Consider the following 23,655-nt stretch of genomic DNA (forward strand, 5'->3'; position numbering starts at 1 on the left):
CGGTCTCCTGAGGGTGGTGGACCCGGTACGTCGGCGCCGCCCGGCCGATCCGCAAGGTCAGACCGCCGAAACGACATCCGTCTGTGCGAAGTCGTCGCCCTTGAACAGCAGAGGCTCGCCGAACTCGATGGCAAGGGCATAGGCGAAGGTGTCGCCGAAGTTCAGGCGGGCGGGGTCGAACCCCTTGCCGTACCGCCGGTAAGCCTTGCGCGCTTCGGCCGCCCGAGCCGGGGTGACATCTACGATCCGCAGCCGCGCAGCCGCCACGAGCGGCTCGAACGCGCCGATCCGACTGTCCTTCTGAGCACGTCGATCCACGACGATCGCGGCCTCCAGATAGTTGGCGGCCGACATTCGGTTCACATCCGATCCGAGGAGCGCGGCGGCGAAGGCTGCCGCCTCAGGCTCATCCAGCAGAATGGCGACCAAGGCGGAACTATCGACGATCATACAGGCAGGCCGGTTTCATCATCATACAGAAATGCGGTCGGATCCTCGCCGGGGTCGAGCGGTTTCAGATTCAGCTCCCGCACCATCCGCATTATGTCTTCGACGGTCGCCTTTGGCGGTTCAACCGGCTCACGCGCCAGTTGTTCGCGCAGGGCTACGGTGACCGCCGTCGTCAGGCTTTCGCCCCGCCGTGTCGCCAATTCGCGAGCCAGGCGATGGGTCTCCGGGTTCTTGATGTTCAGCATGGTAGAATGACTTCTACCACATCACCCTATGCGCCTCAAAGCAGGGCGCACTGCACCTCCAGCCAGGCCTTCGCCTCCCCATCCAGCAGCGGCCCGACCCTGGCCAGGGTCTCGGCGTGATAGGCGTCAACATAGGCGCGCTCGTCGACCGTCAGGGCCGCGACATCAATCAGCTTCCTGTCCAGCGGGGCGAAGGTCAGCTGTTCGAAGCCGTGCATCGGCCGCTCGCCGCCGGGGATCGGCTCGGGCGCTGTCACCACCTGCAGGGTCTCGATGCGGATGCCCCAGTGGCCCTCGCGGTAGTAGCCCGGCTCGTTGGACAGGATCATGCCGGTCAGCAGGGGCTGCGAGTTCACCGCCTTGGCGATCCGCTGCGGCCCTTCGTGCACGCCCAGATAGGAGCCGACGCCATGACCCGTGCCGTGGTCGTAGTCATGGCCCGCCATCCACATCGGCGCCCGCGCCAGGGCGTCGAGCTGGTGCCCGCTCGTCCCCACCGGGAAGCGGATCATGGCCATGGCGATATGGGCCTTCAGCACCAGGGTGAACAGGCGGCGCTGGTCGGCCGAAGGCTCGCCGATGGCCATGGTCCGGGTCACATCGGTGGTGCCGTCCAGATACTGGCCGCCGCCGTCGACGAGCAGCAGCGAGCCCGGCTCCATCTTGCGGATCGTGCGGGTGACGGGCTTGTAGTGCGGCAGGGCGGCGTTCGGCCCGACCCCGGCGATGGTGTCGAAGCTGAGGTCCTTCAGCGCACCGGTCTCCTCGCGGAACCGCTCCAGCGCCTCGACCACGCCGCGCTCGTCCGGCAGTTCGACCTGGGCGACCGTATCGACCCAGTGCAGGAACCGCGACAGGGCCGCGCCGTCGCGGATATGGGCCTGGCGGGAGCCTTCGATCTCGACCGCGTTCTTGGCCGCGCGCGGCAGGGCGCAGGGGTCCATGCCGCGAACCACGGTCGCCCCGACCAGATCCAGCCGGTCGAAATACCAGGCCGAAGACTGGGCGGGATCGATCAGGACCTTGAACCCCTTCATCCCCTCCAGCGCCTGCCCCAGCTCGCCCGGGGCCATCAGGGTCACGTCGTCGCCCAGCCATCCCGGCAGTTCGTTGGTCACCTTGGCGGGGTCGAGGAACAGCATCGCCGTCCCATTGGCCGCCAGGATCGCCTGGGCCAGCGGCAGGGGCGAACGGATCACGTCCCCGCCCCGCACATTGAACAGCCAGGCGATCGACGAGGGTGCGGTCAGGACGACGGCGTCGGCGCCGGCCGCTGCGACCGCTTCACCTATCCGCCTCCGCTTCGACGCACTCGACTCGCCCGAGTAGCGGTCTTCGTGCGGCACGACGGGAGCGGCGGGCTGGGCCGGGCGCGCCTCGGCCCAGGCGGCGTCCACCGGATTGCTGTCGATGGGTTTCAGGCTGGCCCCGGCCTTGGCCGCCGCCCGCTTCAGCGTGGCCAGGGCGTCGGGGCTGTGCAGACGCGAATCGTAGCCGATCACGGCCCCCTTCGGCGCACGCTCGAGGTAGGCGGGGACACCGCCCTCGACAAGGTCGAGGATCTCGAACTGGCTCGCGTCGACCTGGGCCCGGACCTGAACCGTGTAGCGACCGTCGGCGAAGACCGCGGCCCTGTCCTTCATCACCACGCCCGCGCCGGCGGACCCGGTGAAGCCGGTCAGCCAGGCCAGCCTGTCGTTGGCGGCGGGCAGATATTCGTTCTGATGCTCGTCCTCGTGCGGGACCAGGAAGCCGTCCAGCCCCTGCTGCGCCATGGCGGCGCGAACGAGTGGAAGGTGCTTCGCCCCGAAGGACGGCGAGGTGGTTTCATCGAAGGACTGGCGCATGAAAATCGCCATAGCATCTCCCTCCCCATGAAGGGGAGGGAGATCCAGGAGACGATCAGTTCTGCGGCGACGTGCTTGTGATCACTGCCGAACCCGAGGTCGGCGCGGGCTGCGCGGCCGGGACGGTGATAATCACCGGCGCCGGCTGGCTGGCGGCGCGGGCCATGTCGGAGCGCGCCTGGCTGGTGGCGCGAGCCGCCTCGGCCTGGGCGCGCGCGGCGTCCATCCGGGCGATGTCGACGCTCTGCTGGGCGCCTGCGATCTGCCCCTGGACCACGGCCTGATCGGCGCGCGCCTGGGCGGCAGCGGCGTCCGCCTGGGCCTGGGCCAGCAGGACCTCGGTCTCGTCGTCTCGCCCCCCCGATGACAGGACCCACAGCACGGCGATCAGGACAGCGGCGGCCAGTCCGCCGGCGATCCACCAGCCTGTGCTCGACTCGCGCTGCACGACGACTGTCTCGCTGTAGACAGGCTCCGTCACCACGATGCGCTCGATCCTGGCGTTGGGGTCGATATTCGGGTCGTACTGGCTCACGGGAAATCCCTCCATTAAGCCAGCAGAACGGCTCCGCTTTGCCGGAGTTCCGCCTATGCCATCCGCCTCAGCACCAGGGCGCTCCACGCATCGCGATGGATCCGTCGTTCCAGCCGGAATCCGCGCGACAGATAGGCGGCCGAGACCCGCCGCTCCTGTGTCCGCAGCAGCCCGCTCAGGATCGCCACCCCGCCGATCCGCAAGCTCATCTTGATGTCCTGCGACAGGGCGACCAGCGGCGGAGCCAGAATGTTCGCGAACACCAGGTCATAGGGCGCGCCGGCCCGCACCTTCATGTCGTTCAGGCCCGAGGCGTGGACGAACCGCGCATTGGCCTGGTTCAGCTTCGCGTTCTCGTTGGCGATCCGCACCGAAGGCGCGTCGATGTCGGTGCCGACGGCCAGAGCCGCGCCCGTCCGCGCCGCCGCGATGGCCAGCACGCCCGTTCCGCAGCCGACGTCCAGCACCTTCTCGAACCGTTCGCGCTTCAGCAGTTCGTCGTAGGCGACCAGACAGCCGACCGTCGTGCCGTGGTGCCCGGTCCCGAAGGCCGCGCCCGCGTCGATCTTCAGATTCACGGCGTTGGGCGGCACCCGTCCCTGATCGTGGGCGCCATAGACGAAGAACCGCCCGGCCCGCACGGGCGGCAGGCCTGACAGCGACATGGCCAGCCAGTCGGCGTCGGCCAGGGGCTCGACCTTCACCGTCACGCCGGGATGCTCGGCCAGCCGCGCGATCAGGGCCTCGACCTCTTCCTCGGATGTCGGGAAGGCGTCGATGCGCCAGATGTCGCGATCCTCGTCTTCCTCGAGAATGGAATAGGTCGCGCCTTCCAGCAGGAAGTCGGAATCGATGGCTTCGGCGGCCGCTTCAGCGGCGGCGCGAGACCCGCGCGCGATTATCTGGACGGGATTGTGGGACATTTATTCAAACACCGGTATCATTGCGAATCGATACTATTGAGTTTGCGCCTGTGCGCTCACGCACGGGACGCAATCGTTCCAACCGAGGGGTCGGGGAATACATGGCCAAGTCACCGTCTACTGCGTCGCCTAAAGCGTCCGCCGCTTCCAAGCCTAAAGCAGCCGCGAAGTCGACTGCGAAAACGGCCAAGCCCGCTGCAGCAAAGCCCGCCGTCGCCGCCAAGCCCGTAGCGGTGAAGGCCGCCCCGGCCGCCAAGCCTGCTCCGAAGGCGGCTCCGAAGGTCGCTGCGAAGTCCGCCGCCAAGCCGGCTGCGAAGCCTGCGGCAAAGCCCGCCGCCCCGAAGACCACGGTCAAGGCCGGCGCTCCCAAGGCTGCCGCCAAACCCGCTGCCAAGCCTGCCGTCGCGAAGGCTCCAGTCAAGGCCGCTCCGAAAGCGGCTGCGAAGAAGCCCGCCGCCAAGGCTGCTCCGAAGACCGCTACGACGGCTCCGGCCGCGAAGGCTGTCGCTCCCGCCGCCAAGCCGGCCGCTGTCGCACCGGCTGCAAAGCCGGTCGTCGCCGCGAAGCCCGCCGTGTCCCCGGCCGCCGCCGCCCCTGCTGCCAAGCCTGCGGCGCCCGCGCCGAAGAAGGGCTTCTTCGACAAGCTGGCCGACGCGATCTTCGGCAAGCGCTGATCATCGTCTGAAACGACAAACGCCGGGCGGTTCGCACCGCCCGGCGTTTTCGTGTCTGGTATCCGAGGCTGGATCAGTCGGCGGGCAGATCCTCGGCCAGGATCGCCATCTCGAACATGAAGCTGCCGTCCTCGTCCTCGTCGTCGAACACGACGCCGATGAACTCGTCACCGACATAGACCTCGGCCGAATCGTTCACCTTCGCACGGGCCTTCACGATGATGCCGCCGGTGTTGAAGGTGCGCTTCAGGTGCGTCTCGATGCGCTTCATGTCTGCTTCGTTCACGGCGGGCCTCGGTGGTCTGGATTGAAGGCGCGGACCCTAGAGAACCGGTCCGTTCATGGGAAGCCCGGCGCTCTCACTTCCGTGCATCCCCGCGAAGGCGGGGACCCAGTGCTTTGGGCGATGATCGCGAACCGTTGCGGACGGACCGTCATCCCAGACGATGTGCCTCACTCAAGAACTGGGTCCCCGCCTCTTCGGGGATGCACGGGATTTTGGGGATCTAGATCACGAAATCATAGACGACGTCGGCGAGGGTGTGGTCCATCGTCCGGGCCGGCTCCGCCTCGGTTGGGCAGTTGACCAGCCGCGCCGGAACACCGGCCACGGTGCAGCCCGCAGGCACCGGCTTCAGCACCACCGAACCCGAAGCCACCTTGGCGTAGTCGCCGACCACGATATTGCCCAGCACCTTGGCCCCGGCGCCCAGCAGCACGCCCTTGCCGATCTTGGGATGGCGGTCGCCGCGCTCGGCCCCCGTACCGCCCAGGGTCACATTGTGCAGCATCGAGACCTCGTCGCCGACTACCGCCGTCTCGCCGATGACGATGCCCGTGCCGTGATCCAGGAACAGGCCGGAGCCCAGACGCGCGCCCGGATGGATGTCGATCTGGAACAGCTCGGAGATCCGGCTCTGGAAGTGGAAGGCCAGGGTCTCGCGCCCCTGTGTCCACAGCCAGTGTGCGACCCGGGACGCCTGCAGCGCCTGGAAACCCTTGAAGTACAGGAACGGCTGCAACAGCGTCTTGATCGCCGGATCGCGCTCGGCCACGGCCTGCAAGTCCGCCTCCGCCGCCGCCACGATGGTGGCATCGGCCTGGAACGCCGACAGGCAGACCTCGCGCACTGTCATGGCGCGCAGTTCCTCGTCGCCCAGCTTCCTGGCGATCTGGAAGCTCAGCGCCGCCGACAGGTCGTGGTGCGACAGGATCACGGCGTTCAGCAGCGACGCAAGATGCGGCTCCTCGCGCGCGGCGGCCTCGGCGGAGGACCGCAGCTGGTTCCACACGCTGTCCTGCGACACGACGACTTCAAGCTTGGGCATCACCGGCTCCATTCATCCCATCATACCCGCGTCAGCATGGCGTGCGCCAGCCAGCCGGGGATCAGCGACTCCCTGGCCATATGGTAGGCCCTGAGGGCTGTGACCACCGTGAAGGTGTCGCGCACCGCGCCCCGGTCGATCTCGCGCATCAAGGTCATGAAGGGCACCCGCGCCAGTTCGATCACCTCGGTCGGATCCGGCGCAGTGTCGACCTCCGACAGATCCCAGGCCAGCCAGGCGATGGCCCGCTCGTCAGTGATGGAGTTCGACATCTCCATTCTCAGCACCTCGCGCCACGACTTCGCCGCCAGGCCGGCTTCCTCGGCCAGCTCCCGCTTGACCCCGTCCAGCGGGTCCTCGTCGAACGGCGCCCCGCCCTCCGGCATCTCCCAGGAATAGTTGGCCAGGGCGAACCGGGCCTGTCCGACCAGGGTCACCGTCCCGTCCGAATGGATCGGCAGCACTCCGACAGAAAGGTTCTTCGGCCGCATGACGACATAGGTCGCCTCCGCCCCGGTCGGCGCCGTCGCCGGATGCGAGGTCAGGGTCAGCCACGGGTTCTCGAACACCGTCGCGGCGCCGTCGCTCTTCCACGCAGGCCGCGGGGGCGGGTTCTCGTCCCACGAAGGCAGGGGCCGGCCGGTATCGAAATCGTCGCGAGGGTCGCTCATCCCGGGCATATGGCGCCGCATGGGTCGAACGCCTAGCTACATGGCATGACCCTGCCTCCCCCCCTCGATCTCGGCGCCCCGCTCCCTGCGCCCACGCCGTCGCCAGTGATGCTGGCCCGGCTGGCGACGCGCCGCTCCGCTCCGGCTCAGGCCCTGACCGCGCCCGGACCTGACGCCGGGCAGGTCGCCGACATCCTGACCCTCGCCGCCCGCTCGCCCGACCATGGCAAGCTCTTCCCGTGGCGGTTCGTCGTCATGGGTCCGGCCAGCCGCGCCGCGATCGCGGAGACGCTCGGCGCCATGGCCGTCTCCAAGGGTCTGCCGTCAAAGGCCCGGGCCGTCCTCGCCAAACTGACCGCCGCCCCGACCACTGTGCTCGTGATCTCGACCGCCGCCCCGGCCTCCAAGCCCGTCTGGGAACAGGAACTCAGCGCCGGCGCTGTCTGCATGAACCTCGAGCACGCCGCCTCCGCCTTCGGCTTCGCCTCAAGCTGGATCACCGACTGGTACAGCTACGACGCCGACGCCCTGCCCCTGTTCGGCGTCGGCGAAGGCGAGAAGGTCGCCGGCTTCATCCACCTCGGCACGGCGGTCGAGCCGCTGCTGGAACGGGACCGACCCAACGTCGCGGCGCTGACGACGACCCTGCCCTAGGTCTTCGTCCACTCCATCATCATGAACCAGGGCACCCGGTTGTAGTGCGCCGCACGAACCGGATCGCCACCGTGGGCGAGCGGTTCGGCGAAATGGGTCAGGGTCAGCCCCTGCTCCAGCAACAGCGCCATATAGGTGCCCAGCGGCCGGTGCCAGTTCTGGATCCGGATGCCCTTCCAGGCGATCCAGCCGGCCTTCTCCTCCAGATAGTCACGCATCGCATGGGCCCGCCGCCCGTCCGGCAGGGTGACCCACCCCAGGTCGTTGGCGTCGGCGGCCGAGTTGTACCCCGCCAGATTGGCGATCAGCAGTCTCCCGCCCGGCGCCAGCACCCGCGTCATCTCCGCGATCGCGGCCCGCACATCCGGGATATCGATCAACGACAGATAACTGACCACAAGGTCGAACGCCGCGTCCTCGAACCCCAGGCGCTCGGCCGCTTCCACGCGATAATCGCCCTCGGGATCCAGCCTGCGCGCATGGTCGATCAGGCCCACGGTCGGATCGATCCCGACCGCAGCCACCCCCTCGGCCTTCAGCATCCGGCAGAACCGCCCCTCGCCGCAGCCGACATCCAGCGCGCGGGCCCAAGGCCTCAGCCGCACCCGTTCCAGCATCGGCGCATCCATGACCCAGCGCCGCCCGAAGTCGCCCTCGTCCCCCTGGGACGCGACCCAGGCATCCGCCGAGTCCGCCCATCCATCGCTCATCGCGGCTCCTCCTCCGGGCGGTGGACCAGCGACACCAGCACCACCGAGATGATCATCAACAGATACCAGCTGCCCAGCTTGGCCAGCGAGACCATCTCCCACCCAGCCTCCTGCCCCGGATAGGCCCAGGCCCGCCCGAGGGTGCCCAGGTTCTCCGCGAACCAGATGAACAGCGCGACCAGGAAATACCCCACCAGCAAGGGCATCTTCAGCCGCGTGCGGTTCGCCGTGAACCAGAACCATCCTCGCCCGAACAGCAGGGCCGTCGCCACGAACAAGGCGAGCCGAATGTCCGGCAGCCAGTGATGGGCGAAGAAGTTGACGTAGATCGCCGCCGCCAGAACCCAGGTCGACCACACCGGCGGATAGCCGCGCACGCGGATATGGAAGATCCGCTGCACCCGCGCGATGTAGGAGCCCACCGCCGCATACATGAAGCCCGAGAACAGCGGCACGGCCCCGATCCGCAGCACCGAGTCCTCCGGATAGATCCACGACCCGTGCGCCGTCTTGAACAGCTCCATGATCGTGCCGGCGATGTGGAACAGCAGGATCACCCGCGCCTCGGCCCAGCTCTCCAGCTTCAGGGCCAGCATGGCGGCCTGGATGAGCACCGCCCCGACGACCAGGAAGTCGTAACGCGACACCGGGCTGTCGTCCGGCCAGAACAGGAAGGTCAGCAGGATCAGCCCCAGCATCGCCCCGCCGAACAGGCAGGCCCAGGCCTGTTTGATCCCGAACATCAGGAAGGCGAAGGCGAAGCGGGTGAGCGGCGTGCGGTCGGCGCGGGACTGCAGACCGGCGAGCCAGCGACGGCCCCACGATTCGAGCGGCAAGCGTGAGATCATGGCCGGGGTTCCGCCGCATCAGGAGTGCAAAAACACGGCAAGAAGACCATTCTGCATGATTGGCGTCGAGAGGTGGCCAGCCCACTTCGCATGGACGAGTGTCCGCTTTCGAGACAGAAGCGAATAGCCGCTCCCGACCCATTGCGGCCTTTCGGGTGCGATATTCGCGGGCCGCTAGAACGTGAAACGCATTCTCGTACAGCTCGCCGGCTCCAGCCGATAATCCGCGAACACTTGATCTTCACGACCTTCGACTTGCTCAAGGATTGTCCAGTGCCAGCCGCGCTGCTGACGCTCGAAGCGATTGAGATAAACCGAGTCCGGGAAGCGATACCGCTGCTCAAATCCGGTGTCTGTCCTAGTCCCCGCGCCTAACGAAGGTCCGTACAGACCGCCGAATGTATCCAAAAAGAGTGATCCAATTTCATTGGGGTGCTCGCCAGGCCCGTAGGTGATGGCAGACTCGTACTCGTCTCCAGGTCTGGGGACGCGGAGATGCAGCATGAGATATCGCCCGCCCAGGTGCCACTCGCCTTTTGCAAAGCCGGGCGCGTCTTGCCCCTGAACTTGGCCGGTAACGCGCCAGCAGCCCTCCAGGGCGCTTACCGCCTCCAGACCGGGGCTTCGGGTGACAAGCTGTGCGACAGCGACCGCCAATGCGAGACCGATCAACTTTTCACCCTCTGATGATGCTCAGGCTCTGGAGCTTACGTGCGAGCATGTCCGCTTTCCACCCAAAGCGGCCATGCCCGCATTCCCGGCATCCCTTGCGGATGCACCTCCAGTGGCCTCCGGGGTCACAGCATCCCTATGCCGAGCAGCCAATTCCTGACCTGTTCCGGCCAGTCCGTCATGATCGGATCGGCCGTCGGCCGCATCCCGAAAGCATGGCCGCCCCTGGCGTAGAGGCGCATGTCCACCGCCACGCCTGCGTCGTTGAGCGCCAGCGCATAGGCCATCGGCTGTCGGATATCGTCGACGGCGTCGTCCATCGCGTGAATGATGAGCGTCGGCGGCGCGTTTGCGCTGATCGTCACCCAGGGCTGAAGCTGGAGGTTATTTCTGCCGTTGCTGTTGTCCAGCATGCGGGCGGTATAGGCGATGATCGCGAAGTCAGGCCGTGAGGATTGCCGGTCAGCCGCGTCGGTCAGGGGATAGGTCCGCTCGTCCGTATTGCTCATGTTGGCGACGAGATAGGCGCCGGCCGAAAAACCGATCACACCGATCTTCTGCGGATCGATGCCCCAAGTGGTGGCGTCCTGCCGCAGCAATGCCATGGCGCGCTGGGCGTCTTCCAGACCCAGCAGCACCTCCGGTCGCTGCTGCCGGCCATTCACTCTCGGCCACACCTGCGGCGTCCGGTATTTCAGTACGACGCAGGTCATGCACTGCCGTACGACCCAGTCGCAGATCTCGGTGCCTTCCAGGTCCATGGCCACGGCGTGAAATCCACCGCCCGGCAGGACCAGCATCGTGGCTCCGGTGTTTGGCCCTTCGGCCGATAGACGGTCATGGTCGGCCGGGTGACATAGGTCGCCCAATGCCATCGCCTTCCCCCGACCGTTGGCGAACCATTGCCGGTCGCCTCGGGACGATCGCCGCTGTCGGGTTTCGCGAGAGGGACGTTTGCTGGCCAGAGCGGCACCTGCATGCCGCCTGCGGCAGGTTGCCAAACCCCTTCCCATTCTACCTTTGGAACCTCGATCCTCGCCGTCGAAACCTCGATGTCAGCGATGGGGACCTCGATGCTGGAGGTCGTACTGTCGGTGTGGCCCGCCTGACCGCAGGCTGCAACGGTGACGACAAGGGCAAGCAGAAGGGAAGGCAGGGCCACGCGAAGCCGCGACGATTGATGCGGGGTCGCCGAACGCAGTGCCGGGGTTTCTCCGGCGCGGTGCGGCTGAGCCCCGGGAGCGGCCTTTTCCGAGTCTGCGAGGCCGGGACGGGGGAGGGCCAGGGTCATGAGAACGTAGCCCACGATGGCGCTGCCTCCGTAGGCGACCAGTGGCGTCGGATAGTCGCCGACGACGGCCGCGGTCAGGATCGCGAGCCAACTGGCGCCGGCGGCCGCGTGAATGGCACGGTTGGCCCGATCCAGCGCCATGCCAAGCAGGGCCGGGACCAGAATGAGGATGGCCCCACTCCAGACCGCCAGCCCGGCCAGGGCGCTGGTCGAGGCGGCGGTACGGAACACCCGATCGACATAGAGCGTGGCCGGCACCACATCGGGCCGCGCCAAGGTGACCGCGAAGCCCGCGAGCGCCAGGACCAGAACGGCCAGAACCATCCGCTCACGCTTCATCAAGGCGACCGCTCCGATCCCGGCGACCAGGGCCCCCGCCATCGCCCGATCCGGCTGCCAGGCGAGCGCTATCGTGGCCAGCACGACGCCGAGTGCCGTCAGGGCATCGCGGGATCGGGCGAAACCGACGACAACCAGGGGCAATCCGATCAGAGCCGGTTGAAGGGCCACGCCGCCGACGTAGACCCAGCGGCGCGCGCCCGAGGCCTCGCCACCCAGCCCGGCGGTCAGCAGAAGCGCCAGGCCGATCGCGATCGCCACCACCCCGACGAACGGACGTTCCATCGGATCGCGCCGGGCGAACGGCAGCACGATCACGAGCCCTGCAACAAGGGCGGCTCCGTTCATCGTCAGCAGACGGGTCGGTGCCCCCGCCTCCGCCAGGTAAACAAGGCCGAGCCCCGTCGCCGCCACTGCACAGGCGAGGGCGACGCCCCGCGCCTTGATGCTTTCCTGCATTGTCATCGTTTTCCCTCCCCCGGAATCCTCACCATGGGCCATGAGGGCTCCACGGAGCGCCTCCGCCACCGCCTCGCGCGCTGCCCAAGCTGCGCAACCCAATGCCAACATTAGCGCCGCCAGAGGCCGGTCAATCGTCGCGACCTCGCTCGACATAGCCTCGACCCAGCCCTGAAGGCGCGCCGGCACCCAATGTCCGGCCAACCGCACAATCCTCTCAGCGACCGTCACGCCAGCCGACCCAACGGGGAGGGTTCCTGGGCCGCGGCCGGCGGATTCTCCGCCGCCAGCGTTCGCCCCGCCGCAGTGAGGCGGTAGGCGTGCCGAGGCGGCCGGCCGGCTTCAGCCGGCAACCACTGTGCCTCCAGCTGTCCCTGTCCCTCCAGCCGGATCAAAAGCGGATAAAGCGTTCCCGACTTGACCCCCGCGCTGCGGTACAGGTCATAGCCGTGCGACCAGCCGGTCCCCGCCTCGGCCAGGACAGCCAGTACAGTTCGGGCGGCGGCGGAGAGTGATCGGGACCGGGACATACAGATAACTCTACATAGGTAGAGTTATTGTCAAGTGGTTGCTTCCGAGGCCAGTACGACAGGGCGGCCTGATGCCAAACCTCGTCTGACACCGATCATCCTGGACCGTGCGCAAGCCGCTGGACCCCTGACCATCGGCGTTGGTTATGTGACGGGGCCGACTACACGCGGCGGCTAAGTCCCTAGGTCCGCTTTCCACCGATATTGTTGAAAAAGTCCGGGAGCCTGCCGTAATCAGCCTTTTTAACCCGATCCGGCATCGCTACGAAAAGCTAAGCGATTGATTTCGTTGAAACAGGATCTCGTGACCAGCACGCGGGTTGCGCGATTTCCGCGGCCGCCGGACTTTTTCAACAGTATCCACCCCTAGCGGCGGTTCGGAATGTCCGCTTCCGGCACAGTTGGTAAGGCCGGCAGGGGCGACGCCCCCCGGTCCCTACCCCCGCCCGCGATAGGTCGGCACGCCCTGATCTGGCAGCCACAGCCCCTCGGGCGGGGTTCCCGTCTGCCAGAAGACGTCGATCGGGATGCCGCCGCGCGGGTACCAGTAACCGCCGATCCGCAGCCAGCGCGGATCCAGCAGGTCGGCGATCCGCTTGCCGATGGCCACGGTGCAGTCCTCGTGGAAGGCGCCGTGGTTGCGGAAGGCGGTCAGGTACATCTTCAACGACTTGGACTCGACCAGCCAGTCGCCCGGCGCATAGTCGATGACGATATGGGCGAAGTCCGGCTGGGCGGTCACCGGGCACAGCGACGTGAACTCCGGCGCCGTGAACCGGGCCAGATACAGGGTGTCGGCATGCGGGTTGGGCACCCGCTCCAGCACCGCCGTCTCGGGCGAGGTCGGCTGGATGATGTGCTGGCCGAGCTGGGAGAGGCCGGAGGTGTCAGTGGTCATGGGCGTCAAATAGCCTCGCCCGGTTATCCTGTCTCCTCCCTGTCGCGTAGCGATGGGGAGGTGGCACGCAGCGCAGCGGAGTGACGGAGGGGTTCTTGCCGCACGAAGAACCCCTCCGTCTGCTCGCAAGGGCTCGCATCCACCTCCCCATTCGCCAGGCGGCGAACGGGGAGGAGACGTTGCACATTTGCCTTCCCCCGCGACACCCCGCTAAGCGTAGCCAAACGAAACGGAGCGAACGCTATGGCCATCCCCGCCTCCCTGCAGAAGGGTCTCGTCCTGCCGGTCATCGAGGCGCCGATGTTCCTGGTCTCAGGGCCGGACCTGGTGGTCGAATGCTGCAACGCCGGGGTGATCGGCACCTTCCCGTCCCTGAACGCCCGCACCACCGAGGGCTATGCCGAGTGGCTGGTCGAGATCAAATCCCGCCTGAACCCCGACGCAGCCGCCTACGGCGTCAACCACATCGTCCATCCGACCAACCCGCGCCTGATGGCCGACATGATGGTCTCGGTGGAGCATCAGGTGCCGCTGATCATCACCTCTCTGGGGGCCGTGCGCGACGTGGTCGATGCAGTGCACGGCTACGGCGGCGTGGTCTTCCACGACATCGCCAACGTCCGCCACGCGAGGAAGGCCGCAGAGTCGGGCGTCGACGGCCTGATCCTCGTCGCCAACGGCGCCGGCGGCCACGCGGGCATCATCAACCCCTTCGCCCTGGTCAACGAGGTGCGCGAGTTCTTCGAGGGCACGATCATCCTGTCCGGCTGCCTGTCGAACGGCCAGGACGTCGCCGCCGCGCTGATGCTGGGGGCCGACTTCGCCTATCTGGGCACGCGGTTCATCAACACCACCGAGGCCATGGCCCCCGACGCCTACAAGGACATGATCATCGAGAGCGGGGCCACGGACATCGTCCACACCGCCGCCGTCTCCGGCATCCCGGCCAACTTCATGACCAAGTCGCTGCAGGCCAACGGCATCGACCCGAAAGTCCTGCCCGATCACAAGCTCGACATGGGCGACGAGGCCAAGGCCTGGAAGACTGTCTGGTCCGCCGGCCAGGGCGCCGGCTCGATCCACGACGTCATTCCGGCGGCGGAACTGGTTCAGCGCCTCCGCGACGAATATGCACAGGCCACGGATCAATTCGCCAGGAAGGTCGGCGTCGCCTAAAGGTTGGGCGGATGATCCGCATTCTCCTCTGTCTTCTCGTCCTTGCCGGGGGCTTGCCAAACGCCGTCGCGGCGCAGGAAAGGGACACCGCGCGCTACCGTCCGGAACGCGCGTCGCACTGGTCGTTCGAGTTGGGGGCCGGCGCCGACAACCGCTCCAAGGGGGCCTCCAAGAGCGGCTCTGCCCCCTATGTCTTCGGGGACGTCCAGTGGAACGGCGCCAACGGCGTTTACGCGGATGTGGAGTTCGAGACGATCGACTCCTCCGGCTCCTCGGTCGAGACCGAGGCCGAGCTGGGCTGGCAGTATTCGGCGCTCGGGTTCGATTTCGACACCTCCGCCTCGCACAAGTGGCGGCTCGGCGCCGTCGCGGGTCATGACGACGCGGCCTGGGAATATCAGTTCGACGTCATCAAGGATTTCGGCGCGGTCGATACGCGTTTCCGCGTCGAACATTCGCCGGACAGCCTGGGTTCGACCCGGGCCTCCACCTGGGTCGAGGGCCGCGTCCGCTTCCCCCTCGCCGAACGCCTGAAGGCCAGCGTCACCCTGGGCCTGCGCGAACAGGACAACGCTCCCGACTACACCGGCTGGAACGCCGGCGTCGCTTGGGCCCTGACCGAGACGACCGCGCTTGACCTGCGTTGGCACGGCACGGACGCGCAGGATCAGGGGAGCCAGTACGAGGACGCCCTGGTGGCCTCGGTCCTGGTCAGCTTCTAGGGGGCCAGCGCCCTTGCACCACGGTCGCGCCGACGGGTGCGACACCTGCGGCGGCTTGACGCGCGCAGCGCTGCCCTCGCATCCGGATCGGCTCCGAGAGCGTCTCTGTCGCGATCCCATCAAGGCGATCCCATTGTCAGGAAACGACTCATGAAGCTCTCCGCCCTCGCCGGCGCCGTCTCGGCCGCTGCCCTGCTCGTCGCCGCCCCCGCGGCCTTCGCCGATCATCACGGCGGCATGAACCACTCGACCGTCACCGTCGGCGGCGCTGCCATGGATGCCAACAAGACCATCGTCGAGAACGCCGTCGCCTCGCCGATCCACACCACCCTCGTGGCTGCCGTCACCGCTGCCGGCCTGGTCGAGACCCTGTCGGGCCCCGGCCCCTTCACCGTCTTCGCCCCGACCGACGCCGCCTTCGCCGCCCTGCCCGCCGGCACGGTCGAGACCCTGGTCCAGCCCGCCAACAAGGCGATCCTGACCAAGATCCTGACCTATCACGTCGTCGCCGGCCGCGTGGCCGCCGCCGACGTCATCGCCCTGATCCAGGCGGGCGGCGGATCCGCCGCCATCACCACCGTCTCGGGTGACGTCCTGACCGCCTCGCTCCGCGGGGGTTCGGTCATCCTGACCGACGAGAACGGCGGCGTCGCCACCGTGACCCAGGCCGACGTGTTCCAGTCGAACGGCGTGATCCACGTCACCGACGCCGTCTCCCTGCCGAACTAGTGTCCGTGTGCGGAGGTGTTGTAATCACACCTCCGCACATCTTTCGGGCGGGTTCCACTTTACAATGTAGAAAGTCACTTTGCCGCACGTCCATTGTAATCGACAAATAACGCCCCACTTCCTGACCTCTCTCCAATCAGGAACGACATCATGGCTACCGAAACTCACGACATCGTCGACACTGCCGTCGCCGCCGGCTCGTTCACGACCCTCGTCGCCGCCGTCACGGCCGCAGGCCTGGTCGAGACCCTGAAGGGCGCAGGCCCGTTCACCGTCTTCGCCCCGTCCGACGACGCCTTCGCCAAACTGCCCGCCGGCACCGTCGAGGATCTGGTCAAGCCCGAGAACAAGGACAAGCTGACGGCGATCCTGACGCTCCACGTCCTGTCCGGCGCCGTCCATGCCGCCGACATCTCGGGCAAGACCCTCAGCCCCCCCTCGGTCAATGGCGAGGCCCTCACCGTTGACGGCACCGACGGCGTCACCGTCAACGGCGCCAAGGTCGTCTCGGCCGACATCGCCTGCACCAATGGCGTGATCCACGTCATCGACACGGTGCTTCTGCCCAAGGGCTAAAGTCTGCCTGAAAAACCAGAGGGCGGCCCTTGCAGGCCGCCCTCTGTCGTTTCAGCCCGGTCGTTTCAGGCCAGCGCCTGGTTCAGGTCGGCGATCAGGTCGTCCAGGTCCTCGACCCCGACCGACAGGCGGATCAGGCTCTCGGTCACCCCGCCCGCCTCGCGCACCTCCCTGGGCACAGAGGCATGGGTCATGATGGCCGGGTGATTGACCAGGCTTTCGACCCCGCCCAGCGATTCCGCCAGGGTGAAGACCTGAACCCGCTCCAGAACCTGTTTCGTCCGCGCCAGGTCGCCGTCGATGATCACTGTGACCATGCCGCCGTAGCGACCGTTCATCTGGTGCGTCGCCAGCTCGTGCTGGGGGTGGCTGATCAGGCCCGGATAGATGACCCTGGCCACCCCGCCGCCGGGCTTGCCGACGCGATCTTCCAGCCAGCGGGCGATGGCCAGGGCGTTCTCGTTATGCGCCTTCATGCGCAGGCCGAGCGTCTTCAGCCCCCGGTTGGCCAGAAAGGCGTCGAACGGTCCCATCACCCCGCCGATGGAATTCTGGAGGAACTTCAGTTCCTTCGCGACCTCCTCAGACCCCGCCACCAGAACCCCGCCGATGATGTCGGAGTGGCCATTCAGGTATTTGGTCGCCGAATGCATGACCACATCGGCGCCCAGCGCCAGCGGCCTCTGGCTCCACGGCGTGGCGAAGGTGTTGTCCACCACCAGCAGCAGGCCGTGCTTCTTCGCGATGACCGACAGCCCCGCGATGTCCGCCAGCTTCATCAGCGGATTAGTGGGCGTCTCGGCCCAGATCATCTTCGTCTTCGGCGTGATCGCCGCCTCGACCCTGGTCAGATCGGCCATGTCGACATAGGCGAAGTCCAGCCCCATCGAGCGCCGCCGCACCCGCTCGAACAACCGCCACGACCCGCCGTACAGGTCGTCACCGGTGACGATGTGCGAACCCGCGTCCAGCAGCTCCAGCGCCGTCGAGGTCGCCGCCATGCCGGAGCCGAAGCCAAAGGCCTGGACCCCGCCCTCCAGGTCGTTGATGCAGGCCTCGAACGCCTCGCGCGTCGGGTTCTTGCCCCGCGCATACTCATAGCCCTTGTTCACGCCCGGGCTTTCCTGGGCGTAGGTCGAGGTGGCGTAGATCGGCGTCATCACCGCGCCGGTCGTCGGATCAGGTCGCTGGCCCGCGTGGATGGCGCGGGTCGAGAAGCCCTGGCTGTTCTTGAGGGTCGCCATGGAAAATCCTGTGCTTACGGGACGCGGCCAATAGTGCCGTTGAAGAAATTCAGGGCGCGGTCATAGACCGCGTCCCACTGGGCTCGGTTCATCAGATGGCCGGCGCCGCGCACGACCTGCACCCGCACCGGAACGTTCGCCTCTTCCAGGTCCTCGCGCCACATCTCCGTGCCGCGCGCCGTCACGACGCGGTCGTTCCCGGCCCGGATCAGCAGGATCGGGATCGTCCGGCGAGTCCGACGCAGGGGATAGACCTCCTGCCCCGCAGCGATGCCGATCGCCGCCGCCGCTACGCCCCCGCCCAAGGCGCCGTCGACGGCGATGAAGGACCCCAGAGAATAGCCCGTAATCCCGGTGCGCTCCGGCGCGATCCCCTGCTCGACCAGCCAGGTCACCGCATCGATCGCGCAGTCTCGCCACGCCGACATGATCGGCAGGCCGCGCACCGTGTCGTCCTGGGCCGCGTCCAGATAGGTCGGGACCAAAGCCAGATAGCCGTCCCCGGCGAATTTCTGTGCGAGGCCCAGTTGTTCCGGTCCGATCCCCCCCGATCCGTGCAACAGCACCACGCCGCCGCGCGGCGTTCCCAGCGGTCGGTAGGCGGCGGCCCGAATGGGCCGGCCCCGGCTCTGATAGGTGAACAACTCAGCCGGCAACTGGTCGGCATTGGCGGGGGGCGACGGAAGCTGGTTCCCGAACCCACGCCTGCCCGGCTGCGTCTGCGTCTGCGTCTGCGGCTGTGTCTGGGCCCGGGCCCGGGCCGGCAGGACGATCCCGGCCAGGCCGCACAGCAGCGCCCTTCTGACCAGGCGCGACCCCATCAGCGGTTCAGGCTGAGGTGGTTGATCAGGTCGACGCGCGCGATCAGGCCGACGAACTTTTCGCCGTCCAGCACGATCGCCACCCGGTCGCGGTCGAACAGGGGGATCAGGGCTTCCAGCGGCTCATTGACCTGCACCGTGTCCAGATCGCGCGTCATGGCCGAGGACACCGGCTTGGCGAACCGCTCCTTGCGCGTGATCTCGTCGGTGTTCATCACATGGACCAGATCGCTCTCGTCCAGAATACCGACCAGGTGGCCGTCCTGAATGATCGGCAGTTGCGACACGTCCGCCCCGCGCATCCGCTTGAAGGCGGTGTCCAGGGTGTCGTCAGGCCCGGCCGTGACCACGTCGCCCTTCTCGTATTTGCGCGAGATCAGGTCCGACAGGTCGCCATGCAGCTCGCGCTCGCCGAGCCCCTGATCCGCCAGCCAGGCGTCATTGTAGACCTTGGACAGATATTTGGCGCCCGTATCACAGACGAAGGTCACGCAGCGCTTCGGCTCCGTCTGTTCCCGGCACCAGCGCAGGGCCGCCGCGATCAGCGTCCCCGACGACGATCCCGCCAGTATGCCTTCCTTCAGCAGCAGCTCGCGCACCGTCGCCACGGCCTCGGCGTCCGGGATCGAATAGGCCTTGTCGATCAGGGTCATGTCCGCCGTGTCCGGCACGAAGTTCTGGCCGATGCCTTCGACGGTGTAGCTGCCTTCCGGGCTCGGCACGCCGTCATTGACGATGCCCGCCAGCACCGACCCGACCGGATCGGCCAGGATGATCTCGGCCGCCGACCCCTGGCTCTTCAGATACTGGGCCACGCCCGTGATGGTGCCGCCCGAGCCGATGCCGGCGACATAGGCGTCGATGTCGTGGCCCATCTGTTCCCAGATCTCCGGCCCTGTGGTCCTGACGTGCGCCTCGGAGTTGGCCGCGTTGGCGAACTGGTTGACGAAGAATCCACCCGGAATCTGCTGCGCCAGCCGTTCCGCCATGTCCGTGTAATATTCCGGGTGCCCGTGATCGACGTCCGACCGCGTCAGGCGCACATCGGCCCCCATGGCTCTCAGGTGCTGGATTTTTTCCTTGGACATCTTGTCAGGGATGACCAGCAACACCTTATATCCTCTGGCCTGACCCACGAGAGTGAGCGCCAGGCCCGTGTTTCCAGCCGTCGCCTCGACGATGGTGCCGCCGGGCTTCAACCACCCTTCCGCCTCCGCCGCCGCGATCATCGACAGCGCGATGCGGTCCTTGATCGACCCGCCCGGGTTCTGCGCCTCGAGCTTCAGGAACAGCCGGCAAGGCCCGGTGTCGATCCGCGTGACCTCCACCATCGGCGTCTTGCCGATCAGGTCCAGCAGCGAGCCGGTCGGCGCGCTCAGGGTCGGGTTTTCGGACAGCGGCAGGGAAGACATTCAGAATAACTCCGGGACGGACGGGCGCGGCGGAAGCTGATCGCCCGACTTCATCCGGTCAAGCGGCGCAAGATTTCGCCCTTTTACGCGAAGCGCCCTACATAGGAACTCAATGACCAAAACACCCAGAAAACCCGTCGCCGGATTGCCGGACGAGGCCACCCTGCTGGCCTTCCTGCGCGATGCCGGAAGTGCGGAAAAGGGCGATATCGCCCGGCACTTCGGCCTCAAGGGCGAGGATCGCCGCCGCCTGCGCGAAATGATCCGCGGGCTCGAATCGGACGGCAAGCTCGGTAAACGGGGCAGGAAGGGCTTCTCCGAAGCCGGCGCCCTGCCCCCCGTCGGCGTCGCCGACGTGGTTGAAAAAGACATCGATGGCGAACTCTACGTCCGCATGGTCGAGGCCTCGGCAGACGCGCCCAAGGCCCTCCTCATTCCCGACAAGGGCAAGCCCGGCCCGGCCCCCGGCCTCGGCGACCGTGTCCTGGCGAAGTTCGAGCATGGCCCGAACGGCTGGGAAGCCCGGCTGATCAAGAAACTCGACACGAACAACAACCGCGTCCTCGGCGTCATCCGCAAGTCCAACAAGGAGACCCGCGTCGAGCCCGTCGACCGGCGCTCGAAGGACGTCCTGATCATTCCGCAGATCCTCGCCGGTGACCTGCGCGACGGCGATCTCGTGCTGGCCGCCATCGAGAAGTCCGACCAGCGCTACGGCCACAAGCGCGGCAAGATCCTGGAGACCGTCGGCCGCGAGGACGACCCCCGCGCCGCCTCCCTGATCGCCATCCACACCCACGGCGTCCCCATGGGCTTCTCGGAAGCCGTGGAACAGGAGGCCGAAAACCAGGACCTGCCGACGCTGAAGGGCCGCGACGACCTGCGCGACATTCCCTTCATCACCATCGACCCAGCCGACGCACGCGACCACGACGACGCAGTCTTCGCCCAGCGCGACGACGATCCGGAGAACGAGGGCGGCTGGATCGTCTGGGTCGCCATCGCCGACGTCGCCGCCTACGTCCGCCCCAACACCAGCCTCGACCGCGAGGCGCGCGCCAAGGGCAACTCCACCTACTTCCCCGACCGCGTCGAGCCGATGCTGCCCGAGCGACTGTCGAACGGCCTGTGCAGCCTCAAGGAGGGCGAGAACCGCGCCACCCTCGCCGTGCGTATGGTCTTCGACAGGGAGGGCCGCAAACTGGGCCACAAGTTCCACCGCGGCCTGATGCGCAGCCACGCCAAACTCTCCTACGAACAGGCCCAGGCGGCCATCGACGGGGTGGAAAAGGGCGGCGGGACCGACGACGCGACCGGTCCGATCATGGACACGATCCTGTATCCGCTGTGGAACGCCTACCACACCATGCTGAAGGGCCGGCTGAAGCGCGCCCCCTTGCAGATCGACTCCGCCGAACGCCGCATCCGCATGTCGCCAGACGGCGGGATCGCCTCGATCGAGAAGCGCGTTTCGCTGGAGGCCCACCGCCTGATCGAGGAGATGATGGTTCAGGCCAACGTCTGCGCCGCCGAAACCCTGGAGCAAAAGAAGACCCCCCTGATCTTCCGCGTCCACGACACGCCGAGCCAGGAAAAGGTCTTCAACCTCGCCGACTTCCTGTCGACCATCGGCAAGCCGTGGAACAAGGGCGAGGCCCCGACCACCAAACGGTTCAACAAACTGCTGGACGAGACCCGCGACGGCCCCCATGCCGAGGTGGTCAACGAGGTCGTCCTGCGCTCCCAGATGCAGGCCATCTACTCGCCGGACAACGTCGGCCACTTCGGCCTGAACCTGGACCGCTACGCCCACTTCACCTCGCCGATCCGGCGCTATTCCGACCTGATCGTGCACCGGGGCCTGATCCGCGCCCTGAACCTCGGCAGCGACGGCCTGACCGACCGCGAGATCGCCGAACTGCCCGCCATCGCCGATCAGGTGACCTTGACCGAGCGTCGCTCCATGGCCGCCGAGCGCGACGCCATGGACCGTTATGTCGCCGCCTTCCTTCAGGACCGCGTCGGCGCCACCTTCACCGGCCGGATCACCGGCGTGACCCGGTTCGGCCTGTTCGTGCGCCTCGACGAAACCGGGGCCGACGGCCTCGTGCCCGTCTCCTCGCTGGGCAATGAGTATTTCACCCACGACGACCGCGCCCACGCCCTCGTCGGCGAACGCTCGGGCCAGCGCTACACCCTCGGCCGCACCGTCGAGGTCAAGCTCAAGGAGGCCACCCCGATCACCGGCGGCCTGCTGTTCGAAATGCTCAGTGACGCCGAACCCCGCGACCCCAACGCCCCCGCCCCCCGCCTCGGCCTGCGCGGACGCGGCCCCGGCACAGGCGGAAACGGCCCGCCCAAACGCGGCCTCGGCCGCCCCGGCGGCCCCAAGCCCCCGCGCGGCGGCACGCCCAAGGGCGTCCGCAAGGGCAAGCGGCGTTAGAGGCCGGTCCCGGACGCCCGCGCCATCGTGCCCCCCCCCCGCTTGCCCGGCGTCACCCCGTCGGTCCAGCATGGCGCATGACCATGAGCCCGCCCCCAACGATTCCGGAGACCGACAGCGCCCTCGACCGGCTGAACGCCGTGGAGCGTGATCTGCTGGGCCTTTTAGGCCGTGGACACACCGCGAAATCGATCGCGACGCTGCGCTCGATGTCCGAGACCGCCGTCAACGAGCGGTTCCGATCGGCCCGCCGAAAGACCGGAATCGGCTCCAGCCGCGAGATCGCCCGCCTGATCGTGGCCCGAGAAAATCGTCACGACTTTATCGGCCTCGCCCCGACTGATGAGCCGGCGGCAGAACTCCCTCGCCCAGACGCACACCGACGTGCGTCCCACCGATGGAGACTTCCCATGGCCGCCGCCGTCCTTCTCGCCGCCGCGATCCTCGCCCAGCAGACCGCCGTCCCGCTCGCCTCACCTGGCCAGAGCATCGATAGCGCCCGTTCCGTGTTCACGACGGACGCGCCCGGACCCGATTGGGCCGCCCTTGACGACGAGGACGCGGCCCGACCAGATCGCGCCGCCCTTGCCAACGAGGTCGCGGCCGGAAGGAGGGACGCGGCGTGGTCTTCGGCCACGGAGGCGGCCCTGCTGACCGCCTATCGCGCGCTTCCGCTGTTCGCCGACGGCGCGGACTCCTTACGGGCCCGTTGCAGCGCCACGCTCTGCGAGGTCACGGGTGTCAGCCCTCTCGCCCTCCACACCGATCCGAGCGCTGAGGTGCGCTTCATGATCCTAACCGGCAACGCCCTCGGCCTTGACCAGGAATACGGCCGTTCTCGAACGACGACGGATACGCCGCAGAAGGTCATCCTCGTCGCCTATTGGCGCCGTCGCACCGAGTGAAGCCTGCTGAAGGCCGGTCAGCGGTCTTCCGCCAGCCTGCGCGCCAGCACCGCCGGCTCGCACGGTGCCTCTCCACTCAACCATATCCGCAGCAGGGCCAGCTGGGCGGCGGCTGAGGCGGCGGCGGTCATGACCGCCGGTACGCCGTCGCTCTCCTCCCCCAGTCGGGCCTCGATCATCGTCGCCAGCTTCCTGTGCATCTTCGGCGACAGCGGCGGCTCGAACATCACCCGGGCCAGCGCCCGGCGTTCCCACAGGTGGTCCAGCACGAACCGCAGCCGGGGCAGGCTCGCCTGACCGGCCGCCGCCTCGGCAAGGGGCGCAAAGATCGGATCGATGGCCCAGACCATCACGTCGTCCTTGTTGCGGAAATGCTCATAGAAGGTCGAGCGCCCGACACCCGCCTCCTCGATCAGGTCCGACGTCCGGATGGCGCCGTAGCGACGCGAGAAGACCAGCCGCGTGAAGGCGTCGAACACCGCCTTGCGGGTCCGCTGGCTGCGTCGATCGAGATCCTCGGCCGCCTGTGTCATGCCCGAACCCTAGCCGATCG

General features: G+C 67.4%; 27 protein-coding genes. 8 read left to right on the forward strand and 19 right to left on the reverse strand.

All coding sequences use genetic code 11. The annotated features are described in order from the left end of the window. Positions 1–57: 57 nt before the first annotated feature. Genes ACP7AB_RS03180 through ACP7AB_RS03200 form a run of 5 tightly spaced genes read right to left on the reverse strand, consistent with a single transcriptional unit; the run spans position 58 to position 4,000 of the window. On the reverse strand, positions 58–450 hold the full coding sequence (locus tag ACP7AB_RS03180) for a type II toxin-antitoxin system VapC family toxin (protein ID WP_425987495.1): 393 nt from the start codon (positions 448–450) through the stop codon (positions 58–60). Continuing rightward, positions 447–695, reverse strand: a complete 249-nt coding sequence (locus tag ACP7AB_RS03185) for a type II toxin-antitoxin system VapB family antitoxin (RefSeq protein ID WP_425987496.1) — start codon at positions 693–695, stop codon at positions 447–449. Before ACP7AB_RS03185 ends, ACP7AB_RS03180 begins: the two co-directional genes overlap by 4 nt. Before the next feature lie 35 nt (positions 696–730). Further along, complete coding sequence (locus tag ACP7AB_RS03190; protein WP_425987640.1) at positions 731–2,542, reverse strand: aminopeptidase P family protein; 1,812 nt, start codon at positions 2,540–2,542, stop codon at positions 731–733. A 55-nt stretch (positions 2,543–2,597) separates the two neighbouring features. Continuing rightward, positions 2,598–3,077, reverse strand: coding sequence for a hypothetical protein (locus ACP7AB_RS03195; RefSeq protein ID WP_425987498.1), 480 nt, complete (start codon positions 3,075–3,077; stop codon positions 2,598–2,600). Between the two features lie 53 nt (positions 3,078–3,130). Then, positions 3,131–4,000 carry a 50S ribosomal protein L11 methyltransferase gene (locus ACP7AB_RS03200; protein WP_425987500.1) on the reverse strand — a complete coding sequence of 290 codons (870 nt, stop codon included), beginning with the start codon at positions 3,998–4,000 and terminating at the stop codon, positions 3,131–3,133. A gap of 101 nt (positions 4,001–4,101) precedes the next feature. Between ACP7AB_RS03200 and ACP7AB_RS03205 the strand changes: the two genes are divergently transcribed. Next, on the forward strand, positions 4,102–4,674 hold the full coding sequence (locus tag ACP7AB_RS03205) for a hypothetical protein (protein WP_425987502.1): 573 nt from the start codon (positions 4,102–4,104) through the stop codon (positions 4,672–4,674). Between the two features lie 73 nt (positions 4,675–4,747). On the opposite strand, the gene ACP7AB_RS03210 is transcribed toward ACP7AB_RS03205, so the two are convergent. The 3 genes from ACP7AB_RS03210 to ACP7AB_RS03220 all read right to left on the reverse strand — a co-directional run bounded on the left by ACP7AB_RS03210 (position 4,748) and on the right by ACP7AB_RS03220 (position 6,673). Beyond that, a complete protein-coding gene (locus ACP7AB_RS03210) occupies positions 4,748–4,945 on the reverse strand; it encodes a DUF3126 family protein (RefSeq protein ID WP_409013079.1) in 198 nt (65 codons plus the stop codon). A gap of 235 nt (positions 4,946–5,180) precedes the next feature. Further along, positions 5,181–6,002 carry a serine O-acetyltransferase gene (gene cysE, locus ACP7AB_RS03215; protein ID WP_425987504.1) on the reverse strand — a complete coding sequence of 274 codons (822 nt, stop codon included), beginning with the start codon at positions 6,000–6,002 and terminating at the stop codon, positions 5,181–5,183. A gap of 20 nt (positions 6,003–6,022) precedes the next feature. Further along, positions 6,023–6,673 carry an NUDIX domain-containing protein gene (locus tag ACP7AB_RS03220; protein ID WP_425987506.1) on the reverse strand — a complete coding sequence of 217 codons (651 nt, stop codon included), beginning with the start codon at positions 6,671–6,673 and terminating at the stop codon, positions 6,023–6,025. 45 nt (positions 6,674–6,718) lie between these two features. Here ACP7AB_RS03220 and ACP7AB_RS03225 point away from each other — a divergent pair, with 45 nt between their 5' ends. Next, the gene (locus tag ACP7AB_RS03225; protein WP_425987508.1) at positions 6,719–7,327 is read left to right on the forward strand and encodes a nitroreductase family protein; all 609 of its coding nucleotides are present in this window, start codon (positions 6,719–6,721) and stop codon (positions 7,325–7,327) included. On the opposite strand, the gene ACP7AB_RS03230 is transcribed toward ACP7AB_RS03225, so the two are convergent. From ACP7AB_RS03230 to queF, 7 genes are all read right to left on the reverse strand, one after another. Continuing rightward, the gene (locus tag ACP7AB_RS03230; protein ID WP_425987510.1) at positions 7,324–8,037 is read right to left on the reverse strand and encodes a class I SAM-dependent methyltransferase; all 714 of its coding nucleotides are present in this window, start codon (positions 8,035–8,037) and stop codon (positions 7,324–7,326) included. The two genes, ACP7AB_RS03225 and ACP7AB_RS03230, sit on opposite strands and share 4 nt — an antisense overlap. After that, a complete protein-coding gene (locus ACP7AB_RS03235) occupies positions 8,034–8,885 on the reverse strand; it encodes a DUF817 domain-containing protein (protein WP_425987511.1) in 852 nt (283 codons plus the stop codon). The genes ACP7AB_RS03230 and ACP7AB_RS03235 overlap by 4 nt, the downstream gene beginning before the upstream one ends. Positions 8,886–9,059: 174 nt before the next feature. Beyond that, entirely contained in the window at positions 9,060–9,557 is a 498-nt protein-coding gene (locus tag ACP7AB_RS03240; RefSeq protein WP_426046090.1) for a hypothetical protein, read from the reverse strand. A 125-nt stretch (positions 9,558–9,682) separates the two neighbouring features. Continuing rightward, on the reverse strand, positions 9,683–10,318 hold the full coding sequence (locus ACP7AB_RS03245) for an alpha/beta hydrolase (protein WP_426046099.1): 636 nt from the start codon (positions 10,316–10,318) through the stop codon (positions 9,683–9,685). Continuing rightward, positions 10,267–11,652, reverse strand: coding sequence for a hypothetical protein (locus ACP7AB_RS03250; RefSeq protein ID WP_425987513.1), 1,386 nt, complete (start codon positions 11,650–11,652; stop codon positions 10,267–10,269). The genes ACP7AB_RS03245 and ACP7AB_RS03250 overlap by 52 nt, the downstream gene beginning before the upstream one ends. 221 nt (positions 11,653–11,873) lie before the next feature. Then, a complete protein-coding gene (locus ACP7AB_RS03255; protein WP_425987515.1) occupies positions 11,874–12,176 on the reverse strand; it encodes a PadR family transcriptional regulator in 303 nt (100 codons plus the stop codon). A 436-nt stretch (positions 12,177–12,612) separates the two neighbouring features. Next, a complete protein-coding gene (gene queF, locus ACP7AB_RS03260) occupies positions 12,613–13,074 on the reverse strand; it encodes a preQ(1) synthase (RefSeq protein ID WP_303695360.1) in 462 nt (153 codons plus the stop codon). Positions 13,075–13,317: 243 nt separating this feature from the next. Between queF and ACP7AB_RS03265 the strand changes: the two genes are divergently transcribed. The 4 genes from ACP7AB_RS03265 to ACP7AB_RS03280 all read left to right on the forward strand — a co-directional run bounded on the left by ACP7AB_RS03265 (position 13,318) and on the right by ACP7AB_RS03280 (position 16,277). Then, positions 13,318–14,250, forward strand: a complete 933-nt coding sequence (locus ACP7AB_RS03265; protein ID WP_425987517.1) for an NAD(P)H-dependent flavin oxidoreductase — start codon at positions 13,318–13,320, stop codon at positions 14,248–14,250. Between the two features lie 11 nt (positions 14,251–14,261). Continuing rightward, positions 14,262–14,972, forward strand: coding sequence for a TorF family putative porin (locus ACP7AB_RS03270; protein WP_425987519.1), 711 nt, complete (start codon positions 14,262–14,264; stop codon positions 14,970–14,972). A gap of 150 nt (positions 14,973–15,122) precedes the next feature. Continuing rightward, positions 15,123–15,701, forward strand: a complete 579-nt coding sequence (locus ACP7AB_RS03275) for a fasciclin domain-containing protein (protein WP_425987521.1) — start codon at positions 15,123–15,125, stop codon at positions 15,699–15,701. A gap of 150 nt (positions 15,702–15,851) precedes the next feature. Then, positions 15,852–16,277, forward strand: coding sequence for a fasciclin domain-containing protein (locus ACP7AB_RS03280; RefSeq protein ID WP_425987523.1), 426 nt, complete (start codon positions 15,852–15,854; stop codon positions 16,275–16,277). A gap of 65 nt (positions 16,278–16,342) precedes the next feature. Here the strand turns inward: ACP7AB_RS03280 and ACP7AB_RS03285 are convergent, their stop codons facing one another. Genes ACP7AB_RS03285 through ACP7AB_RS03295 form a run of 3 tightly spaced genes read right to left on the reverse strand, consistent with a single transcriptional unit; the run spans position 16,343 to position 19,754 of the window. Next, positions 16,343–17,521 (reverse strand): trans-sulfuration enzyme family protein, encoded by a 1,179-nt coding sequence (locus ACP7AB_RS03285; RefSeq protein ID WP_425987525.1) that lies wholly within the window; start codon positions 17,519–17,521, stop codon positions 16,343–16,345. A gap of 14 nt (positions 17,522–17,535) precedes the next feature. Beyond that, entirely contained in the window at positions 17,536–18,342 is an 807-nt protein-coding gene (locus ACP7AB_RS03290) for a dienelactone hydrolase family protein (RefSeq protein WP_425987527.1), read from the reverse strand. Further along, positions 18,342–19,754, reverse strand: coding sequence for a pyridoxal-phosphate dependent enzyme (locus ACP7AB_RS03295; RefSeq protein WP_425987529.1), 1,413 nt, complete (start codon positions 19,752–19,754; stop codon positions 18,342–18,344). Before ACP7AB_RS03295 ends, ACP7AB_RS03290 begins: the two co-directional genes overlap by 1 nt. Positions 19,755–19,866: 112 nt before the next feature. On the opposite strand from ACP7AB_RS03295, the gene rnr reads away from it, so the two are divergent. Both rnr and ACP7AB_RS03305 read left to right on the forward strand, forming a co-directional pair. Next, the gene (gene rnr, locus ACP7AB_RS03300; protein ID WP_425987531.1) at positions 19,867–22,197 is read left to right on the forward strand and encodes a ribonuclease R; all 2,331 of its coding nucleotides are present in this window, start codon (positions 19,867–19,869) and stop codon (positions 22,195–22,197) included. 83 nt (positions 22,198–22,280) lie between these two features. Further along, the gene (locus ACP7AB_RS03305) at positions 22,281–23,102 is read left to right on the forward strand and encodes a hypothetical protein (RefSeq protein WP_426046091.1); all 822 of its coding nucleotides are present in this window, start codon (positions 22,281–22,283) and stop codon (positions 23,100–23,102) included. Positions 23,103–23,119: 17 nt separating this feature from the next. On the opposite strand, the gene ACP7AB_RS03310 is transcribed toward ACP7AB_RS03305, so the two are convergent. Further along, positions 23,120–23,635: a TetR/AcrR family transcriptional regulator gene (locus tag ACP7AB_RS03310; RefSeq protein WP_425987535.1), complete on the reverse strand. Its 516-nt coding sequence runs from the start codon at positions 23,633–23,635 to the stop codon at positions 23,120–23,122. Positions 23,636–23,655 lie beyond the last annotated feature (20 nt).

Source organism: Brevundimonas sp. TWP3-1-2b1 (genome assembly GCF_049896165.1).
Taxonomy (GTDB): Bacteria; Pseudomonadota; Alphaproteobacteria; order Caulobacterales; family Caulobacteraceae; genus Brevundimonas; species Brevundimonas subvibrioides_B.

What these genes read in the sequence shown, in the direction of transcription:
- ACP7AB_RS03255 (WP_425987515.1), bottom strand. Translation starts at nt 12,176, where the DNA reads ATGTCCCGGTCCCGATCACTCTCCGCCGCCGCCCGAACTGTACTGGCT.
- ACP7AB_RS03190 (WP_425987640.1), bottom strand. Translation starts at nt 2,542, where the DNA reads ATGCGCCAGTCCTTCGATGAAACCACCTCGCCGTCCTTCGGGGCGAAG.
- ACP7AB_RS03275 (WP_425987521.1), top strand. Translation starts at nt 15,123, where the DNA reads ATGAAGCTCTCCGCCCTCGCCGGCGCCGTCTCGGCCGCTGCCCTGCTC.
- ACP7AB_RS03230 (WP_425987510.1), bottom strand. Translation starts at nt 8,037, where the DNA reads ATGAGCGATGGATGGGCGGACTCGGCGGATGCCTGGGTCGCGTCCCAG.
- ACP7AB_RS03200 (WP_425987500.1), bottom strand. Translation starts at nt 4,000, where the DNA reads ATGTCCCACAATCCCGTCCAGATAATCGCGCGCGGGTCTCGCGCCGCC.
- queF (WP_303695360.1), bottom strand. Translation starts at nt 13,074, where the DNA reads ATGACCACTGACACCTCCGGCCTCTCCCAGCTCGGCCAGCACATCATC.
- cysE (WP_425987504.1), bottom strand. Translation starts at nt 6,002, where the DNA reads ATGCCCAAGCTTGAAGTCGTCGTGTCGCAGGACAGCGTGTGGAACCAG.
- ACP7AB_RS03225 (WP_425987508.1), top strand. Translation starts at nt 6,719, where the DNA reads ATGACCCTGCCTCCCCCCCTCGATCTCGGCGCCCCGCTCCCTGCGCCC.
- ACP7AB_RS03220 (WP_425987506.1), bottom strand. Translation starts at nt 6,673, where the DNA reads ATGAGCGACCCTCGCGACGATTTCGATACCGGCCGGCCCCTGCCTTCG.
- ACP7AB_RS03280 (WP_425987523.1), top strand. Translation starts at nt 15,852, where the DNA reads ATGGCTACCGAAACTCACGACATCGTCGACACTGCCGTCGCCGCCGGC.
- ACP7AB_RS03250 (WP_425987513.1), bottom strand. Translation starts at nt 11,652, where the DNA reads ATGACAATGCAGGAAAGCATCAAGGCGCGGGGCGTCGCCCTCGCCTGT.
- ACP7AB_RS03305 (WP_426046091.1), top strand. Translation starts at nt 22,281, where the DNA reads ATGAGCCCGCCCCCAACGATTCCGGAGACCGACAGCGCCCTCGACCGG.
- rnr (WP_425987531.1), top strand. Translation starts at nt 19,867, where the DNA reads ATGACCAAAACACCCAGAAAACCCGTCGCCGGATTGCCGGACGAGGCC.
- ACP7AB_RS03290 (WP_425987527.1), bottom strand. Translation starts at nt 18,342, where the DNA reads ATGGGGTCGCGCCTGGTCAGAAGGGCGCTGCTGTGCGGCCTGGCCGGG.
- ACP7AB_RS03205 (WP_425987502.1), top strand. Translation starts at nt 4,102, where the DNA reads ATGGCCAAGTCACCGTCTACTGCGTCGCCTAAAGCGTCCGCCGCTTCC.
- ACP7AB_RS03185 (WP_425987496.1), bottom strand. Translation starts at nt 695, where the DNA reads ATGCTGAACATCAAGAACCCGGAGACCCATCGCCTGGCTCGCGAATTG.
- ACP7AB_RS03235 (WP_425987511.1), bottom strand. Translation starts at nt 8,885, where the DNA reads ATGATCTCACGCTTGCCGCTCGAATCGTGGGGCCGTCGCTGGCTCGCC.
- ACP7AB_RS03310 (WP_425987535.1), bottom strand. Translation starts at nt 23,635, where the DNA reads ATGACACAGGCGGCCGAGGATCTCGATCGACGCAGCCAGCGGACCCGC.
- ACP7AB_RS03245 (WP_426046099.1), bottom strand. Translation starts at nt 10,318, where the DNA reads ATGGACCTGGAAGGCACCGAGATCTGCGACTGGGTCGTACGGCAGTGC.
- ACP7AB_RS03285 (WP_425987525.1), bottom strand. Translation starts at nt 17,521, where the DNA reads ATGGCGACCCTCAAGAACAGCCAGGGCTTCTCGACCCGCGCCATCCAC.
- ACP7AB_RS03180 (WP_425987495.1), bottom strand. Translation starts at nt 450, where the DNA reads ATGATCGTCGATAGTTCCGCCTTGGTCGCCATTCTGCTGGATGAGCCT.
- ACP7AB_RS03210 (WP_409013079.1), bottom strand. Translation starts at nt 4,945, where the DNA reads ATGAAGCGCATCGAGACGCACCTGAAGCGCACCTTCAACACCGGCGGC.
- ACP7AB_RS03270 (WP_425987519.1), top strand. Translation starts at nt 14,262, where the DNA reads ATGATCCGCATTCTCCTCTGTCTTCTCGTCCTTGCCGGGGGCTTGCCA.
- ACP7AB_RS03295 (WP_425987529.1), bottom strand. Translation starts at nt 19,754, where the DNA reads ATGTCTTCCCTGCCGCTGTCCGAAAACCCGACCCTGAGCGCGCCGACC.
- ACP7AB_RS03265 (WP_425987517.1), top strand. Translation starts at nt 13,318, where the DNA reads ATGGCCATCCCCGCCTCCCTGCAGAAGGGTCTCGTCCTGCCGGTCATC.